The sequence below is a fragment of the Streptomyces sp. NPDC001137 genome (assembly GCF_040298885.1).
GTDB lineage: Bacteria > Actinomycetota > Actinomycetes > Streptomycetales > Streptomycetaceae > Streptomyces.
On record NZ_JBEPBA010000004.1, the window covers coordinates 14,453 to 29,825 of the forward strand.

13 protein-coding genes are annotated in these 15,373 nt (G+C 70.0%); 10 read left to right on the top strand and 3 right to left on the bottom strand.

The features are described from left to right. Window positions 1-203: 203 nt before the first annotated feature. Complete coding sequence (locus ABT254_RS08730; RefSeq protein ID WP_351465659.1) at window positions 204-1,454, bottom strand: glycosyltransferase family 39 protein; 1,251 nt, start codon at window positions 1,452-1,454, stop codon at window positions 204-206. A 262-nt stretch (window positions 1,455-1,716) separates the two neighbouring features. On the opposite strand from ABT254_RS08730, the gene ABT254_RS08735 reads away from it, so the two are divergent. Both ABT254_RS08735 and ABT254_RS08740 read left to right on the top strand, forming a co-directional pair. Further along, window positions 1,717-3,318: an MFS transporter gene (locus tag ABT254_RS08735; RefSeq protein ID WP_351465661.1), complete on the top strand. Its 1,602-nt coding sequence runs from the start codon at window positions 1,717-1,719 to the stop codon at window positions 3,316-3,318. A gap of 182 nt (window positions 3,319-3,500) precedes the next feature. Continuing rightward, the gene (locus tag ABT254_RS08740) at window positions 3,501-4,691 is read left to right on the top strand and encodes an acyl-CoA dehydrogenase family protein (protein WP_351465664.1); all 1,191 of its coding nucleotides are present in this window, start codon (window positions 3,501-3,503) and stop codon (window positions 4,689-4,691) included. 37 nt (window positions 4,692-4,728) lie between these two features. Here ABT254_RS08740 and ABT254_RS08745 read toward each other — a convergent pair whose 3' ends face one another. Further along, window positions 4,729-5,169 carry a cell division protein SepF gene (locus tag ABT254_RS08745; RefSeq protein WP_115909036.1) on the bottom strand — a complete coding sequence of 147 codons (441 nt, stop codon included), beginning with the start codon at window positions 5,167-5,169 and terminating at the stop codon, window positions 4,729-4,731. 321 nt (window positions 5,170-5,490) lie between these two features. On the opposite strand from ABT254_RS08745, the gene ABT254_RS08750 reads away from it, so the two are divergent. From ABT254_RS08750 to ABT254_RS08770, 5 genes are all read left to right on the top strand, one after another. Beyond that, window positions 5,491-6,663, top strand: coding sequence for a DUF5685 family protein (locus ABT254_RS08750; protein ID WP_351465667.1), 1,173 nt, complete (start codon window positions 5,491-5,493; stop codon window positions 6,661-6,663). A gap of 188 nt (window positions 6,664-6,851) precedes the next feature. Beyond that, window positions 6,852-9,155, top strand: coding sequence for a sensor histidine kinase (locus ABT254_RS08755; protein ID WP_351465670.1), 2,304 nt, complete (start codon window positions 6,852-6,854; stop codon window positions 9,153-9,155). Beyond that, window positions 9,152-9,580 carry a roadblock/LC7 domain-containing protein gene (locus ABT254_RS08760; RefSeq protein WP_351465673.1) on the top strand — a complete coding sequence of 143 codons (429 nt, stop codon included), beginning with the start codon at window positions 9,152-9,154 and terminating at the stop codon, window positions 9,578-9,580. Before ABT254_RS08755 ends, ABT254_RS08760 begins: the two co-directional genes overlap by 4 nt. Further along, window positions 9,577-9,933, top strand: a complete 357-nt coding sequence (locus ABT254_RS08765; RefSeq protein ID WP_115909040.1) for a DUF742 domain-containing protein — start codon at window positions 9,577-9,579, stop codon at window positions 9,931-9,933. Before ABT254_RS08760 ends, ABT254_RS08765 begins: the two co-directional genes overlap by 4 nt. Further along, window positions 9,917-10,513 carry a GTP-binding protein gene (locus tag ABT254_RS08770; protein ID WP_351465676.1) on the top strand — a complete coding sequence of 199 codons (597 nt, stop codon included), beginning with the start codon at window positions 9,917-9,919 and terminating at the stop codon, window positions 10,511-10,513. The genes ABT254_RS08765 and ABT254_RS08770 overlap by 17 nt, the downstream gene beginning before the upstream one ends. A 97-nt stretch (window positions 10,514-10,610) precedes the next feature. Here the strand turns inward: ABT254_RS08770 and ABT254_RS08775 are convergent, their stop codons facing one another. Then, window positions 10,611-11,561: an ABC transporter substrate-binding protein gene (locus ABT254_RS08775; protein WP_351465679.1), complete on the bottom strand. Its 951-nt coding sequence runs from the start codon at window positions 11,559-11,561 to the stop codon at window positions 10,611-10,613. 409 nt (window positions 11,562-11,970) lie between these two features. On the opposite strand from ABT254_RS08775, the gene ABT254_RS08780 reads away from it, so the two are divergent. Genes ABT254_RS08780 through ABT254_RS08790 form a run of 3 tightly spaced genes read left to right on the top strand, consistent with a single transcriptional unit; the run spans window position 11,971 to window position 15,370 of the window. After that, complete coding sequence (locus ABT254_RS08780; protein ID WP_351465682.1) at window positions 11,971-12,828, top strand: amino acid ABC transporter permease; 858 nt, start codon at window positions 11,971-11,973, stop codon at window positions 12,826-12,828. Then, the gene (locus tag ABT254_RS08785; RefSeq protein ID WP_351465685.1) at window positions 12,825-14,612 is read left to right on the top strand and encodes an FAD/NAD(P)-binding protein; all 1,788 of its coding nucleotides are present in this window, start codon (window positions 12,825-12,827) and stop codon (window positions 14,610-14,612) included. Before ABT254_RS08780 ends, ABT254_RS08785 begins: the two co-directional genes overlap by 4 nt. Next, window positions 14,609-15,370, top strand: coding sequence for an amino acid ABC transporter ATP-binding protein (locus ABT254_RS08790; protein WP_351465688.1), 762 nt, complete (start codon window positions 14,609-14,611; stop codon window positions 15,368-15,370). Before ABT254_RS08785 ends, ABT254_RS08790 begins: the two co-directional genes overlap by 4 nt. Window positions 15,371-15,373: the final 3 nt, after the last annotated feature.

Genomic DNA, 15,373 nt, shown 5'->3' on the forward strand with positions numbered 1-15,373 from the left:
CGTCTCTTCAGCTGCTTTGTGATGACGATGTGATGTGGGATTCCTCTCAGCAGCACGTTTATTTCCAAGGAATCCGCAATGTCCGGCGGCTGCTCCCTTCAATTCCTTTGATCATTCAGCGAATCAGTTTTATGGGGCTTACGAATTCGTTCACCGAATGCTGGAGTTGATTTCCCCGGACGCTCACCGGCCCGGCAAGTCGATCATGGAGGACCGGAGCCGTTCAGCCAGAACGCTCCGTACACGGCCGATGCCACCGCGACACCACCCACCACCAGGGCCGACCTGGACGTACGCAGCCGGGACAGGGCCAGGGCGAGGGGCAGCAGCAGCGGGAAGGCGGGGAGCAGCAGGCGCGGTTTCGAGCCGAAGTAGCTCGAGGCGCACAGCGCGAGCGCGGTGACCACACCCGCGTAGACCAGCAGCGGGAGCGGCTGGCGCTGCCGTACGCAGACGACGTACAGCCACACCACGAGGGCGACCCCGAGGACGATCCCGGCCGCCGCGAGCGCCGACGGGAACGACGTGAACTTTTCGGCGACGAAGCGGGCGAAGGCCAGACCGCCGTCGAAGCCGTTGCGCCAGCCCGCCTGGACGTCCAGATAGCCCAGCGGGCCCCGGCCGGTGCGGTGGCCGACCCACAGGACGTAGCCCGCGGCGCCCAGCGGGGCCAGGAGCACGGCCAGGGCGCGTTCTGCGGTCGCGGGGGCGCGCGGCACGTCCGGCGCGCCTTCGATTGACCCGACGCGCTGCGTGGAGCCGTCCCCGGGCGGCGCGGGAGTGCACTCGCCCGCGCGCGTGTCCGCCGCGCTCCGCTCTCGCACGAAAGAGACCGCCGCAGCCGCCCACACCGCCGCGACGACGGCGAGCCCGACCGGCCGGGTCAGCCCCGCCAGCGCGGCCAGCGCGCCCGCCGCCGGCCAGCGGCCGGTCAGCACCGCGTACAGCGACCAGGCGGCGAGCGCCGTGAACAGCGACTCGCTGTACGCCATCGACTGCACGATCCCCACGGGCAGCACCGCCCACAGCAGCACCGCGCACACCCCGGCCCGGCGGCCGTACAGATGTTCCGCGACCGCGAAGATCCCCCAGGCCGCCGCGAGCGAGGCGAGCAGACTGACGACGAAACCCGCGTCGGCGTACGACAGCGGACTCACCGCCGCGAGGCCCCGCTCCAGCCAGGGCAGCAGCGGGAAGAAGGCCAGGTTCGAGTGCACGTCGCCATTGGGCAGCCGCACCTCGTAGCCGTAACCGAGCTCGGCGACCCTCGTGTACCAGAGCGCGTCCCAGCGGGCCGTCAGCAGCGTGTACGCGCTCTTGCCGCGCGCGGCGCTCCACAGGGCCAGCACGAGCAGGCCCAGGGCGCGCACGGCCACGTACCCGAGGAGGGCCGGGGCCGCACGGCGCAGGGCCGTCTCGCGGGGCGGCGCCACGCGTGTCACAAGGTCGGTCACGGGCTCGATTATCGAGGGCCGACGGAACCGCGAGGCCCGGCGGGGCGTGACCCGGAAGGAGGGGGAGTGGCGTACGCCACACCGGTCTGGGCGAAGTCTGAGAGGTCCACCACGTGACCTTTACACGAACTCGCGTACGCTGACGTGTCACTCGCCTTTCGTTGCGCGGGCCGGAGAACACCGCTCCTCTCCGGCCGAGATCACGGGGAGTCCCCACCCCGTGTGCCCGCCGACCGCGAGGGAACATCTGGGAGGTACGTACATGTCCGGGACGACCACGGCCGCCGCTGCGCTGCGCCGTCGGGCGGCCGGGGCCGGTGCAAACCGCTGGGTCGTGCTCGTCGTCCTCTGCGTGAGTCTGCTGCTGGTCGCGGTCGACGCGACCGTGCTGCACGTGGCGGTCCCCGCCGTCACCGAGGACCTCAGGCCCGGCGCGATAGAACTGCTCTGGATCGTCGACGTCTACCCCCTCGTCTGCGCCTCGCTGCTGATCCTCTTCGGCACGCTCGGCGACCGGGTGGGCCGCAGAAGGATCCTGCTGCTCGGCTACGCCCTCTTCGGCCTCGCCTCCGGGCTCGCGGCCCTCGCCCACGACCCTCAGGTACTGATCCTCGCGCGGGCGCTGCTCGGCGTCGGCGGCGCGATGATCATGCCCGCGACGCTCTCGATCCTCCGCCAGGTCTTCCCCGACCGGCGGGAACGGGCCCTCGCGATCGGCCTCTGGAGCGCGGTCGCCGCGGTCGGCGCGGCGGTCGGCCCGCTGCTCGGCGGCTTCCTGCTGGAGCACTTCTGGTGGGGTTCGGTCTTCCTCGTCAACATCCCGCTGATGCTGGTCAGCCTGCCGGTGGGCAGGCTGCTGCTGCCCGAGTCGCGGGGCGCCGGTGACGGTCCCTGGGACGTGGTCGGCGCACTGATGGCGGCCGCCGGGCTGTTCGGCGTGGTGCTGGGCGTCAAGCGGCTGGGCGGCGGCGAGCTGGATCTGTTCACCGTGGCGCCACTCCTCGTGGGCGCCCTGCTGCTGGTCCTTTTCGTACGACGACAGCGGCGCCGTACGCATCCGCTGGTGGACCTCGGAATGTTCGCGCGGCCCGCCTTCAGCACCGCCGTGGGCTGCATCGTGCTGGCGATGCTCGCGCTGGTCGGTCTCGAACTGATCGCGGCGCAGTATCTCCAGCTCGTGCTGGGGCTGTCCCCGCTGGAGACGGGCCTGCGACTGCTGCCGCTGACCTTCGCGGCGATGGCGGCGGGGCTCGCGGGTGCCCGGATGCTGCGCCGCTTCGGCCCGCGCCGGATGGTGAGCTTCGGGTTCTGCCTCACCGCCGGGGCCGTGGTGCTGCTGACCGTGATGGGCGGGTCCGACAACGCGGGGCTGATGGTGGCGGCGTTCATGCTGCTGGGCTTCGGCCTGGAGACCACGCTCTTCGGGGCGTACGAGTCGATGCTGAGCGAGGCTCCGCCGGAGCAGGCCGGTGGGGCTGCGGCGATCGGCGAGACCTCGTACCAGCTGGGGGCGGGGATCGGTATCGCGCTCCTCGGAAGCGTGATGAACGCCGCGTACACGCCCGGCCTGGCGTCCGTCTCAGGGGTTCCTTCGTCGGCCGCGACCTCTGCGTCGCATTCGCTGGGCGAGGCGTATCAGGTTGCCGCGCAGTTGGGCGGGCCCGTGGGGGTGGCTCTGCGGCGGGCCGCGAGGGACTCCTTTGTGCACGGGCTGCATGTGACCCTGCTGGTCAGTGCGGGGTTGTTGCTGCTGGGTGCGGTGATGGCCCTGCGGTTGCCGCGGATCATGCAGTGCGGGGAGCCTGCGGTGCCTGTGGAGTTGCCGGCGCCTCGGGAAGTTGCCGACTCCAGGGTTTCGGCCTGACCTATTTGCGGCTCCGCCGCGGGGTCGTTCGTTGTCTGCTGCGCCTTTGTGGCTGGTCGCGCAGTTCCCCGCGCCCCTAAAGGGGCGCGGCCGTACTGGACGTGCGGGACACTGCACCGTAACGTCGCTCTGGAAATCTTAACTAGCGATGCTAGTTTTCGCCGTGTGCCGGAGGGTGTCCCATGTCCGCGTCCTCGAAGCTGCCCCCCTTCGATCCCGCCGACCCGCTCGGCATCGACGACCTGCTCGACCCGGAGGACCTGGCCATCCGGGACACGGTTCGCGGTTGGGCTGCGGACCGCGTGCTCCCGTATGTCGCCGAGTGGTACGAGAAGGGGGAGCTGCCGGGCATTCGGGAGCTCGCCAAGGAGCTCGGCAGTATCGGGGCCCTCGGTATGTCGCTCAGCGGGTACGGGTGTGCGGGGGCCAGTGCCGTGCAGTACGGGCTGGCCTGTCTGGAGCTGGAGGCCGCCGATTCCGGGATCCGGTCGCTGGTCTCCGTGCAGGGGTCGCTCGCGATGTACGCCATCCACCGCTTCGGCAGCGAGGAGCAGAAGCAGCAGTGGCTGCCGCGCATGGCCGCCGGTGAGGCCATCGGCTGCTTCGGACTGACCGAGCCCGACCACGGGTCCGACCCCGCCTCGATGCGCACGCACGCCAAGCGGGACGGCGACGACTGGGTCCTCAACGGGCGGAAGATGTGGATCACCAACGGGTCCGTGGCGGCCGTCGCCGTGGTGTGGGCCCGGACGGAGGACGGGATCCGCGGGTTCGTCGTGCCCACCGACAGCGCCGGGTTCTCCGCGCCGGAGATCAAGCACAAGTGGTCCCTGCGGGCCAGCGTCACCAGCGAACTCGTCCTCGACGACGTACGGCTGCCCGCCGATGCCGTACTGCCGGAGGTCGTCGGCCTCAAGGGGCCGCTCAGCTGTCTCTCGCACGCCCGCTACGGGATCGTCTGGGGCGCCATGGGCGCGGCCCGCAGCAGTTTCGAGGCCGCCGTCGACTATGCGAAGTCTCGGGAGCAGTTCGGGCGGCCCATCGGGGGATTCCAGCTCACCCAGGCCAAACTCGCCGACATGGCGGTCGAACTGCACAAGGGGATTCTGCTCGCCCACCATCTGGGGCGGCGCATGGATGCCGGCCGCCTGCGTCCCGAGCAGGTCAGCTTCGGCAAGCTCAACAACGTACGAGAGGCCATCGAGATCTGCCGTACCTCACGGACGATCCTCGGCGCCAACGGGATCTCGCTCGAATACCCCGTCATGCGGCACGCCACCAACCTCGAGTCGGTGCTGACCTACGAAGGCACCGTCGAGATGCACCAGCTCGTACTGGGCAAGGCGCTCACCGGACTCGACGCCTTCCGGTGAACCCTGCGCGGGGGCAGGGCCGGTGAGCGGCCCTGCCTCAGCTCTGGTTGAAGAAACCGTCCGAACGGTGCGAGGCCGGCTCCCCGCTGATGATTTCCGTGTCGGCGGGAGTGAGCAGGAAAACGCGGTTGGAGACACGGTCGATCGAACCGCGCAGACCGAAGATGAGCCCCGCCGCGAAGTCGACGACGCGCTTGGCGTCGGACGCCTCCATGGCGGTGAGGTTCACGATGACCGGGACACCCTCGCGGAACAGCTCGCCGATGGCACGGGCGTCCCGGAAGCTGTCCGGGGTCACCGTGCCGATACGGCGGCCCTTTTCCTCGGCGGTGTCCGAGGCCACCTTGACCCGCGGGTCGGTGACCCAGGCATCCCCGGGCTGCTCGGTCCCTTCGGAGTAGTCGTCGTCGTAGTAACGCTCGTCATCGTTGTCGTCGACGAGGCCAAGCCAGGCACTCGCCTTGCGTACCGATCCCATGGACGCCTCCTCTCACAGCGGTCCTTCTTGCTTTCCGCATCCCTATGGTCATCCATGATGCGGTTGGCGCGCCAAGTGGATAGACGCCGCGCGGGGGGTTTGTGACGGTACTGGTGCAGAGCGAATCCGTCGAGAGCCCGCGTTTCCCAAGGGTCGTGCTGTACACAGATGCTGACTGTGAGTGAAATATGATTCTTCACGGCGTACGGGTGACGGTCACTGCGTACGGGTGAACGGAGTGGTCGGTACGATGCGGCAGCTCAACGCCGTATCAGAAGCAGCAGTAGCACCGGAAGTCACACGAGCCACGGGGGGATCGTCGTGTTCGGAATCGTCAGGCCATGCCGACATCGGCTCGGTGAGAACCTCAAGTCCCAATGGGTTGCCCATTTGTGCGGACTGTGTCTCGCACTGCGCAAGGATCACGGTCAGTTCGCGCGGATCGTGACCAACTACGACGGGCTGCTCATCTCCGTTCTGACGGAGGCTCAGACCGCGAAGGTCGCCAGGGGGCGGCGCACGGCGGGGCCTTGCCCGCTGCGCGGAATGCGTACCGCGTCCGTCGCGCAGGGAGAAGGGGCGCGGCTCGCGGCCGCCGTGTCGCTGGTGCTCGCCTCGGCCAAGGTGCGGGACCACCTCGCCGACGGGGACGGGCTGCTGGCGCGGAGGCCGGTGGCGCTCGCCGCACGCCGGGTGGCCTCGAGCTGGGGTGCGGCGGGGGCCCGTACCGGATCCGCTGTCGGGTTCGACACCGCGGTGCTCGTGGACGCCGTGGACCGGCAGACCGGTGTCGAGGCCCTCGCGGGTCCCGGGACGCCGGTGCTGACGGTCACCGAACCGACCGAGACGGCGACCGCGGCGGCCTTCGCGCACACCGCGGTCCTGGCCGGACGGCCGGGCAACGCCGGGCCGCTCGCCGAGGCCGGGCGGTTGTTCGGACGGCTCGCCCACCTCCTGGACGCCGTGGAGGACAGGGAAACTGACGCCGCGTCGGGCGCCTGGAACCCGCTCACCGCCACCGGGACCCCGCTCGCCGAGGCCCGGCGGCTCGCCGACGACGCCGTGCACGGGATCCGGCTCGCACTGCGCGAGGTGGAGTTCGACGACGCAGGCCTTGCCCACCGGCTGCTCGTGCACGAACTGCGCGCCTCCGTCGACCGCGCCTTCGGTACGGCCTCCTGCGCGCACGGGGCGGCGCCTTCGCTGTCGGGGCCGTACGCCCCGCCCGGCGGCCCCGGTGGGCCGTTCCCGCCGCCGGAGCCACCGCGGCGCGACCGGCGTGGACTGCTGGCGGGCTGCGCGGTGTGGGCAGGGCTGGCCTGTACGTGCCAGATGTGCTGCGGCGAGTACGAGGACCCGTGGAGCCGCCGGCGGAAGGACGGCCTCTGCAAGGGCACCGACTGCGGCGACTGTTGCGATTGCTGTGACTGCGGCTGTGATTGCTGCGATTGCTGTGACGGGTGCGATTGCTGCGACTGCGGTTGCGACTGCTGATTCGCTACCGCGGATGTCGTATACGGAATGCGCCGGGCGGGGCGGTCACCTGGAGCTTCCCGAAGATCCTGTGTCCACAACGTAAAAGAAGAAGATGATCTGGTGACCGGTGCCCCCGCGAGGTCGTTGGGCGGAAGCAGAACCATTTCTGTCCCTGCCCCGACTCGCCACCCACATAAGGCACTTCTGTGGACGTCACAGCAAAAGCGACCACCACCATTCGCACCAGACTGCTGCGGATCCTGATCCTCGCCCTCGCGGTCCTGCTGGCGCTGCTCGGCCTCGCGGCCGCCGAGCAGATCTCCGCCTACCGCAACGCATCCGCCACCGACAAGAACGCCCGGCTGGAGATCAGCCTCCAGGGCCTCGTCCACGAGCTGCAGAAGGAGCGCGGACTCACCACCGGATACGTGGGCGGGGTCCGGCAGTTCAAGGCCAAGCTGCCCGCCCAGCGCAAGGCCACCGACACCGCCCGCGCGGCGCTCGACAGGGCACTGAAGGGGCGCGACGACGCGGCCGCCGACTCCGTGCGCGCGTCCCTCGGACGGCTCGGCGGCCTCGCGGGCATCCGCGGGCACGCCGACGACGGGACCGGCGTCGTTAAGGACACCTTCAACTACTTCACCACCACGATCACCGTCCTCGACCGGCTCGACCTCGGCCTCGACGCGGTGCGCGACGGCACCCTGCGCGACGCCTACCAGACGCTCCAGGTCCTCGGCAACGCCAAGGAGTTCACCGGCGAGGAGCGCGCCATCGTGCTCGGCTCGGTGCGCGCCTCCGGCGGCCGGTTCCGCGGCGACGACTACAGCCGCTTCATGCAGATCCGGGCCGGCCGCCAGGCCGCCCTCGCCGCCTTCCCGCGCTCGGCGACCGCCGACCAGCAACGGCGCCTGAACGAGGCCCTGACCACTCCGGACGCCGAACGCATGCTGGCGTACGAGAGCATCGCCGTGCACGGCGGCTCCAGGCTGAACCCGTCCGAGGTCCCGCCCATGGACTGGTGGGACACCACGACCTCGACCATCAACGGGCTGCGGGCGGTGCAGATCTCCCTCGGCGCCGACGTCGAGCACCGCGCCGCCGCACTGGAGAGCACCGCCCAGCGCGACCTGCTGCTGTTCGTGCTGCTCGCCCTCGGCACCGTCGCCGCGCTCGGCGCGCTCGCCCTCGACTGCGTACGGTCCGTCTCCGCGCCGCTCGCCGAACTCGCCCAGCAGGCACGTGAGGTGGCGGGGGAGCGCCTGCCGCGCGCCGTCGCCGCCGTACAGGACGCGAACTCCGGGGAGAGCCCCGAGCCACCTGCCCCCCTCATGGTGGACCGCAGGGCAGGCGCCGAGGTCCGGGAGGTCGCCGAGGCCTTCGACCGCGTCCAGCGCGCCGCCTTCGACCTCGCCACCGAACAGGCCGTGCTGCGCCGGAACGCCACCGACTCGCTGGTCAGCCTGGGCCGCCGCAACCAGAACCTGGTACGCCGCCAGATCAGCTTCATCAACAAGCTGGAGCACGAGGACGCCGACCCGGCCACCCTCGCCAACCTCTTCGAACTGGACCACCTCGCCACCCGTATGCGTCGCAACGCGGAAAGCCTCCTCGTGCTCGCCGGGGAGTCCAGCCCCCGCCCCTGGGCCACCCCGCTGGCCGTCACCGACGTGCTGCGCGCCTCGCTCGCCGAGGTCGAGGAGTACCGCCGGGTCACCCTGCGCCGGATCGAGCCGGCGCACATCAGCGGCTCCGTCGTCGCCGAAGTCGCCCATCTGCTGGCGGAGTTGGTCGAGAACGCGCTGAGCTACTCGCCGCCGGACTCCGACGTGGAGATCGAGGGGCGGCGCACCAGCGCCGGGTATCTCGTCGCGATCGTCGACAACGGGCTCGGCATGGACACCCAGGCGCTCGCCGAGGCGAACGTACGGCTGTCCGGCACGGCCAGCTTCATGGCCGAACCCACCCGGTTCCTGGGCCACTTCGTGGTCGGCGCCCTCGCCCGCAAGTGCGGGATCGAGGTACGGCTCGGCGAGGCGCCGGCGGCCGGAGTGGTCGCCCGGGTGCTGATTCCGGTGCAGCTGCTCACGGAGGCTCCGCAGGGCAAGGCCGCCGACAAGCCGGTGCTTCCCGCTCCACGGAAGGAGAAGGACGTGGACGTTCCCCCCGCGGAGCTGGTGACGGTTCAGGCAGAGGCTAAACCCGCCGAGAACGCCGGCCACCAGGCCGCGGGCGGCAAGGGCACCTCCGCCGCGCGGACCCGCAACGGGCTCGTCAAGCGCCCGCAGCGCAGCGCCATCTCCGACGCCGTCAGCGAGACCGACCGCCCCGAGCGCCCGGCCCCCGCCGAGCCCACACCCGACCGCAGCCCCGAGGAGATCTCCGGGATGCTCTCCACTCTGCGCAGCGCCCATATGCGGGGCGGGATCAGCGCGGAGAAGGAGAAGGCGAAGGAGGGCGACAAGGACAACCACAAGGGCGCCGAGCAGAAAGCGGGTGACGCCAAGTGACCGCCGTCGACGCCCACAACGACTCGCAGACCTTCAACTGGCTGCTCGCCAACTTCGTCAAGAGCACCGACGGGGTACGGGACGCGGTCGCCGTTTCCTCCGACGGGCTGCTGATCGCCGTGTCCGACGGGCTCGGGCGGACCGAGGCCGACCATCTCTCCGCGATCGTCTCCGGGCTCAGCAGCCTGGCGCGCAGCGCGTCCAAGCGGTACGGCTTCGACGGGGTCAAACTCATCATGATCGAGATGGGGCGGGGTTTCCTGCTCGTCTCCGCGATCCGCGACGGCAGTTGTCTTGGAGTGCTTGCCGACAGCAGCGGTGAACTGGGGCTCGTCGGCTACGAGATGGCGGTCCTCGCGGAGCGGGCGGGCGATCTGCTCACGCCGGCCCTCATCACGGATCTGCGGCAGGCGTTGCCGCGGTGAACGGCGAAGAGCCCATGGACGTAGAGCCTGTTGAGGACGCGACGTTCGTCCGGCCGTTCATCATCACCGGCGGCCGGGCCGAGCCGCTCCAGGCGGACCTGCGGCTGGAGACGCTGGTCGTCGCCGTCGGTGAACCCGACGAGTCGCTGACGTTCGAGCGGCGGCACATCGTCGCGGTGTGCGAGCAGCCGACGACGGTCGCCGAGGTGGCTTCGCGGGTCGGTGTCCCGCTGGGCGTCGCCAAGGTGCTCGTGTCCGACCTCGTCGTCGCCGGCCGGCTCGACTGCCGGGAACCCGAGGAGCTGCCGCTCCAGATGCTCGAAAGGATCAGGGACCATGTCCGGGCGCTCTGACAGGATCGTGCCGCTCGCCGTGAAGATCGTGGTGAGCGGCGGGCTCGGCGTCGGCAAGACCACGTTCATCGGGGCGATTTCGGAGATCGAACCGCTGGACACGGAGGCCGCGATGACCCAGGTCTCCGTGGGCGTCGATTCGCTCGACGGGGTCGAGTCGAAGACGACCACGACCGTCGCGCTGGATTTCGGGCGGATCACTCTTGATCCGACCATCGCGCTCTATCTGTTCGGGACGCCCGGTCAGGACCGGTTCTCGTTCCTGTGGGACGACCTGGTGGAGGGAGCGCTGGGAACGGTTGTCCTCGCGGACACCCGGCGCATCGAGGAGTGTTTTCCGGCGGTCGACTATTTCGAGGCTCAGGGAGCACCGTTCGTGCTGGCCGTGAACCGTTTCGACGGTGCGGAGCGGTTTGAGCTGGGGGAGGTTCGCGAGGCGCTCGGCCTGGGGCCGGATGTGCCGGTGCTGGAGTGTGATGCGCGGGATCGTTCCTCGGTGCGGGATGTTCTGGGGGCGTTGATGGATCGGGTGATCGGGGTTCGGGCTGCGCCCAAGAGGCGGGTTGCGATGGTGCGTTAGCGGGTGCGGGTGCGGGTGCGTCGTGGTTGCTCGCGCCCACGCGGCGGAGGCGCAAATCGACACAGCCCCGCGCCCCTTGGGCGCGGGGTATGTACCGTCAGTTTTTTAGTTCCGGGGGTGAGATCCGGGACTTGGTGATCGCCGAGCCCGTCGTGCCCCACTTCTTGAGGATCTTGTTGTACGTGCCGTCTGCTATCAGCTTGTTCACCGCCGACTGGAAGGCCGGGGCCAGTTTTGTGCCCTTCTTGAAGGCGAAGCCCACGTCCAGGCGGTGGTACTCGTTGAGGAACTTCACGCCGGGTTGCTGGGCCACGGCGTAGCGGAGGCCGTTGATGGTGGACATCACCACGTCGCTGCGGCCCTGCTGGAGGGAGGACCAGATGGCGCCGGTCTCGTTGTAGGTCTGCACCTTGTACGGCTTCTTGCCCGCGGTCGTGCAGAGCTTCTTGTTCTCCTCCAGCGTCGCCTCGAAGGTGGTGCCGGCGCCCGTCGCGACGTTCAGGCCGCACAGCTGCCTCAGGTCCGTGACCTTGGAGAGCTTGCTGTCCTTGCGGGCGGCGAAGCCCTGGCCGTCGTTGATGTAGGTGACGAAGTCGATGGTCTTGCGGCGTTCGTCGGTGACGCCGAAGTTGCTCGCGCCGAAGTCGTACTTGCCGCTGTCGAGGGCCGGCAGGATCGCCTCGAAGCTGGCCTGTTCGGACTTGAGCCTGATGCCGAGCACGTGGGCGACCGCGTTCGCGAAGTCGACGTCCTGGCCGGTCAGGGTCTTGCCGTCGTCCAGGTAGGTGGTGCCGGGCGGGGTGCCGCCGACGCTGAACGCGACGGTGAGGCTTCTCGTGCCCGGCGGCAGGAGTTTCACCGACGCCTCGTCCTTGTGGACGCCGGAGACCACGTCCGTCGTGGGGATCTTGTCGGCCTTCGCCGAGGTGCCCGCGCTGTCGGTCGAGCCGTCCGCACCGGAGCCGCAGGCGGTGAGCAGCACAGTGGCCGAGGTGATCAGGGCGAAAGGTGCAAAGAGGGTTCTGCGGGTACGCGTGAACGTGCGCATCGTGTGCGGTCTCCTGGAAGCAGGAAGAGTGAAAGAGCGCGAGGGGAGGGGTGCGTGCGCGTGTGAAGGCGAAGCGGGAGAACGCTGGGAGCGCCCCGTCAGGGCGCGCAGTGGAGTCGGCTCAACAGGAACAGGACCACACTCGACCGAAGTCGATGTGGGAGCGCGTGACCAGCCACTGCTGTGGATGCATGGGCCAAGTGGAACAGGCATCCGGTTCTGCGTCAACTGACTTGAGACGTGCGGCTCACATGCCGGACAGCCTTGACAGTGAGGGGAAACGGCCCCGTACAGTCGATGGACGGCCCTGCTGAGGGGCTCGGCCGTGACGCGCTGTCGCTGTGCCCGGCCCGGCGCGCCTGTGTGAAGGCATCCACCGTGCTCGACCTACGCGTCACGGAGCCTTCGCATGTCTTCCGACACCCTCGCCAAAATCCCCGCCGCGCCGGACATACCCGAACGCGTGGACTCGCTGCGGATCGTTCCGCAGCGCCGGTTCGGTCAGTGGACCGCCGCCGTCCTCGTCCTCGCGCTCCTCGGGCTCGCACTCAACTCCGTACTGCGCAACAAGGCGTTCCAGTGGGACGTCGTCGCCGAGTACTTCACCTCGGACTCGGTGCTGCGCGGGCTGTGGCTCACCCTGTGGCTGACCGCGGTCGTGATGGTGCTCGGCTTTGCGCTGGGCACGCTGCTCGCCGCGTTCCGGCTGTCCGCCAACCCCGTGCTGAGAGCGGTGAGTTGGGGCTATGTCTGGCTCTTCCGGTCGATTCCGATCCTGGTGCAGCTGTTGCTGTGGTTCAACATCGGGGCGCTGTACCCGGAGCTGTTCGGGGTCAAGACCGTCAATCTGCTCGGGCCGGTCGAGGTCGCCGTCGTCGGGCTGACGCTGCACGAGGCCGCCTACGCCGCCGAGGTCGTGCGCGGCGGCATCCTGTCCGTCGACCGCGGGCAGATCGAGGCCGCCCAGGCGCTCGGGCTGAGCCGGTGGCGGCGCTGGCGGCGGATCGTGCTGCCGCAGGCGATGCGCTCCATCGTGCCGCCCGCCGGGAACATGCTGATCGGCGCCCTCAAGGGCACCTCCATCGTCAGCGTCATCGCGGTGAACGACCTGCTCTTCTCGGCGCAGCTGATCTATCACCGCACCTACCAGGTCATTCCGCTGCTGATGGTGGCCACCCTCTGGTACACCGTCGTCACCTCGGTGCTCGGTGTCGGGCAGTACTACGTGGAGAAGCACTACGCCCGCGGTTCGGAGCGCGCGCGATGAGGCCCTCCCTGGTGATCGTCGGGGCCGGGCCGCGGGGGACCGGTCTCATCGAGCGGGTCGCCGCCAACGCGCCCGAGCTGTACGCCGGTTCGGGCCTCGACATCCATCTCGTCGACCCCCATCCGCCGGGCGCCGGACGCATCTGGCGCGCCGCGCAGTCGCCGCTGCTGTGGATGAACTCCCACGCCGAGGACGTCACCATGTTCACCGACGAGACGGTGGCCATGGAGGGCCCGGTACGGGAGGGGCCCACGCTGCACGAGTGGGCCCGCATCGACGGCCGTACCTTCGCGGACCGGCAGCTCCAGGGGGCCTATCTGCGCTGGGTGCATGAACAGGCCGTCGCCGACCTGCCCCCGGGCGTGGTCGTCCATCACCACCCGCGCCGTGCCCTGCGGGTCAGCGGCCCGCGCGAGGGCCGCCAGCAGGTGTGGCTGGAGGACCGCCCGCGCCCGCTCCTGGCCGACCTCGTCGTGCTCACACTCGGCCACCTCGACGCCGAACTGGACGGCCAGCAGGTCGAGTTGGCCGAGTACGCGCGTGCTCACGGGCTGGTCCACCTGCCGCCCGACTTCACCGCCGACAGCGACCTGTCCGCGCTGAAGGCCGGTGAGCCCGTCCTCGTGCGCGGGTTCGGGCTCGCCTTCGTCGACCTGATGGTGCTGCTCACCGAGGGGCGGGGCGGGCGGTACGAGGGCGACACCTATGTGCCGTCGGGGCAGGAGCCGGTGCTGTACGTCGGCTCGCGGCGCGGAGTGCCGTACCACTCGAAGATCGGCTACGACTGGAGCGGTGAACGGCCGCCGCTGCCGAGGTTCTTCGGGCCGCCCGAGGTCGAGGCGCTGCTCGCGCGGCCCGAGGCGTTCGACTTCAGGCGGGATGTGTGGCCGCTGGTGGAGAAGGAGCTGGGGTTCGCCCACTACCACCGGCTGTTCACCGTGCATCCCGAGCGGACCCTCATGTCCTGGGCCGACTTCGAGGAGAAGTACGCGGCCGGGAAGGGGGCGGACATCCAGGCCCTCGTGGCGTCCGCCGTGCCGGACCCCGCCGACCGGCTCGACCTGGAGGCGCTCGACCACCCGCTGGACGGGGTGCGGTACGGCTCCTTCGACGAGTTCCAGGAGGGGCTGCGCGGTTATGTCGAGCGTGACCTGAGCAGACGTCATGATCCTGAATACAGCCCCGACCTGGCCGTCTTCCTCGGGCTGCTCTCCGTCTACGGTCAGCTGGTCCGGCTCGGTGGCATCGGCCCCTGGTGGCACGGCTTCTTCAGCTATCTGGCCTCCGGGCCACCCGGGCCGCGGCTGCGGCAGATGCTGGCGCTGTCCCGTGCCGGGGTCCTGAAGTTCCTCGGCGCCGACATGACCGTCAGCGCCGAGGGCGGGGTGTTCCGGGCGTCCAGCGCCACCGTTCCGGGCGCCTTCGTCGAGGCACGGGCGCTGGTCGAGGCGCGGCTGCCCGAGCCCACCGTCGGACGGGCCCGCGATACCCTGCTGCGCGAACTGCACGCCGACGGGGCCGTCGAGACCCCCGACGGGCTGCTCCGGGTGGACCCCGCCGACGGGCGGCTCCTCGACCGGGGCGGGCGGCCGCATCCCCGGCGGTTCGCGCTCGGGCCCTACACCGACGGACGCACGCCCGGCGCCTTCACCCGGCCTCGCACCGGCGGGCCCGCCTTCCGGCAGAACGACGCCACCGCACGGGCGGCGCTGCGGTTCTTGCGCGAACTGGCCGGCAGCGCGGCCGCCTCGCCCCCACTCACTCCCGAGGAAGTGCCCCGATGAGCGTCATGGTCGACATCAGATCCGTCCACAAGAGCTTCGGCTCGCTCGAGGTCCTCAAGGGCATCGATCTGGAGGTGCGCACCGGCGAGGTCACCGTCGTCCTCGGCCCGTCCGGCTCCGGCAAGTCGACGCTGCTGCGCACCATCAACCACCTGGAGAAGGTGGACCACGGCGCGATCAGCGTGGACGGCACGCTGGTCGGTTACCGGCGCTCCGGCGACAAGCTGCACGAACTGCCCGAGCGTGAGGTGCTCAGACAGCGGACCCGGATCGGCTTCGTCTTCCAGAACTTCCATCTGTTCCCGCACCTCACCGTGGTGGACAACATCATCGAGGCGCCCGTGTCCGCGCTGAAACGGCCGCGCAAGGAAGCTCTCGAGAGTGCGCGCCGGCTGCTCGACCGGGTGGGTCTCGCCGACAAGGCCGACGCCTACCCTCGGCAGCTCTCCGGGGGACAGCAGCAGCGGGTCGCCATCGCACGGGCGCTGGCACTGGAGCCCAAGCTGCTGCTCTTCGACGAACCGACGTCCGCGCTCGACCCCGAGCTGGTCGGCGAAGTCCTCGACGTCATCAGGGACCTGGCCCAGCAGGGCACGACGATGATCGTCGTCACGCACGAGATCGGCTTCGCCCGCGAGGTCGCCGACACGGTGGTGTTCATGGCCGACGGAAAGATCGTCGAGCAGGGCCCGCCCGGTGACGTCCTGGACGCTCCCCGCCACGAGCGGACCCGGGCGTTTCTCTCCAAGGTTCTCTGAAAG

Coding starts and splice junctions, on each gene's coding strand:
- ABT254_RS08735 (WP_351465661.1), top strand. CDS start 1,717: ATGTCCGGGACGACCACGGCCGCCGCTGCGCTGCGCCGTCGGGCGGCC.
- ABT254_RS08740 (WP_351465664.1), top strand. CDS start 3,501: ATGTCCGCGTCCTCGAAGCTGCCCCCCTTCGATCCCGCCGACCCGCTC.
- ABT254_RS08745 (WP_115909036.1), bottom strand. CDS start 5,169: ATGGGATCGGTACGCAAGGCGAGTGCCTGGCTTGGCCTCGTCGACGAC.
- ABT254_RS08770 (WP_351465676.1), top strand. CDS start 9,917: ATGTCCGGGCGCTCTGACAGGATCGTGCCGCTCGCCGTGAAGATCGTG.
- ABT254_RS08775 (WP_351465679.1), bottom strand. CDS start 11,561: ATGCGCACGTTCACGCGTACCCGCAGAACCCTCTTTGCACCTTTCGCC.
- ABT254_RS08780 (WP_351465682.1), top strand. CDS start 11,971: ATGTCTTCCGACACCCTCGCCAAAATCCCCGCCGCGCCGGACATACCC.
- ABT254_RS08785 (WP_351465685.1), top strand. CDS start 12,825: ATGAGGCCCTCCCTGGTGATCGTCGGGGCCGGGCCGCGGGGGACCGGT.
- ABT254_RS08790 (WP_351465688.1), top strand. CDS start 14,609: ATGAGCGTCATGGTCGACATCAGATCCGTCCACAAGAGCTTCGGCTCG.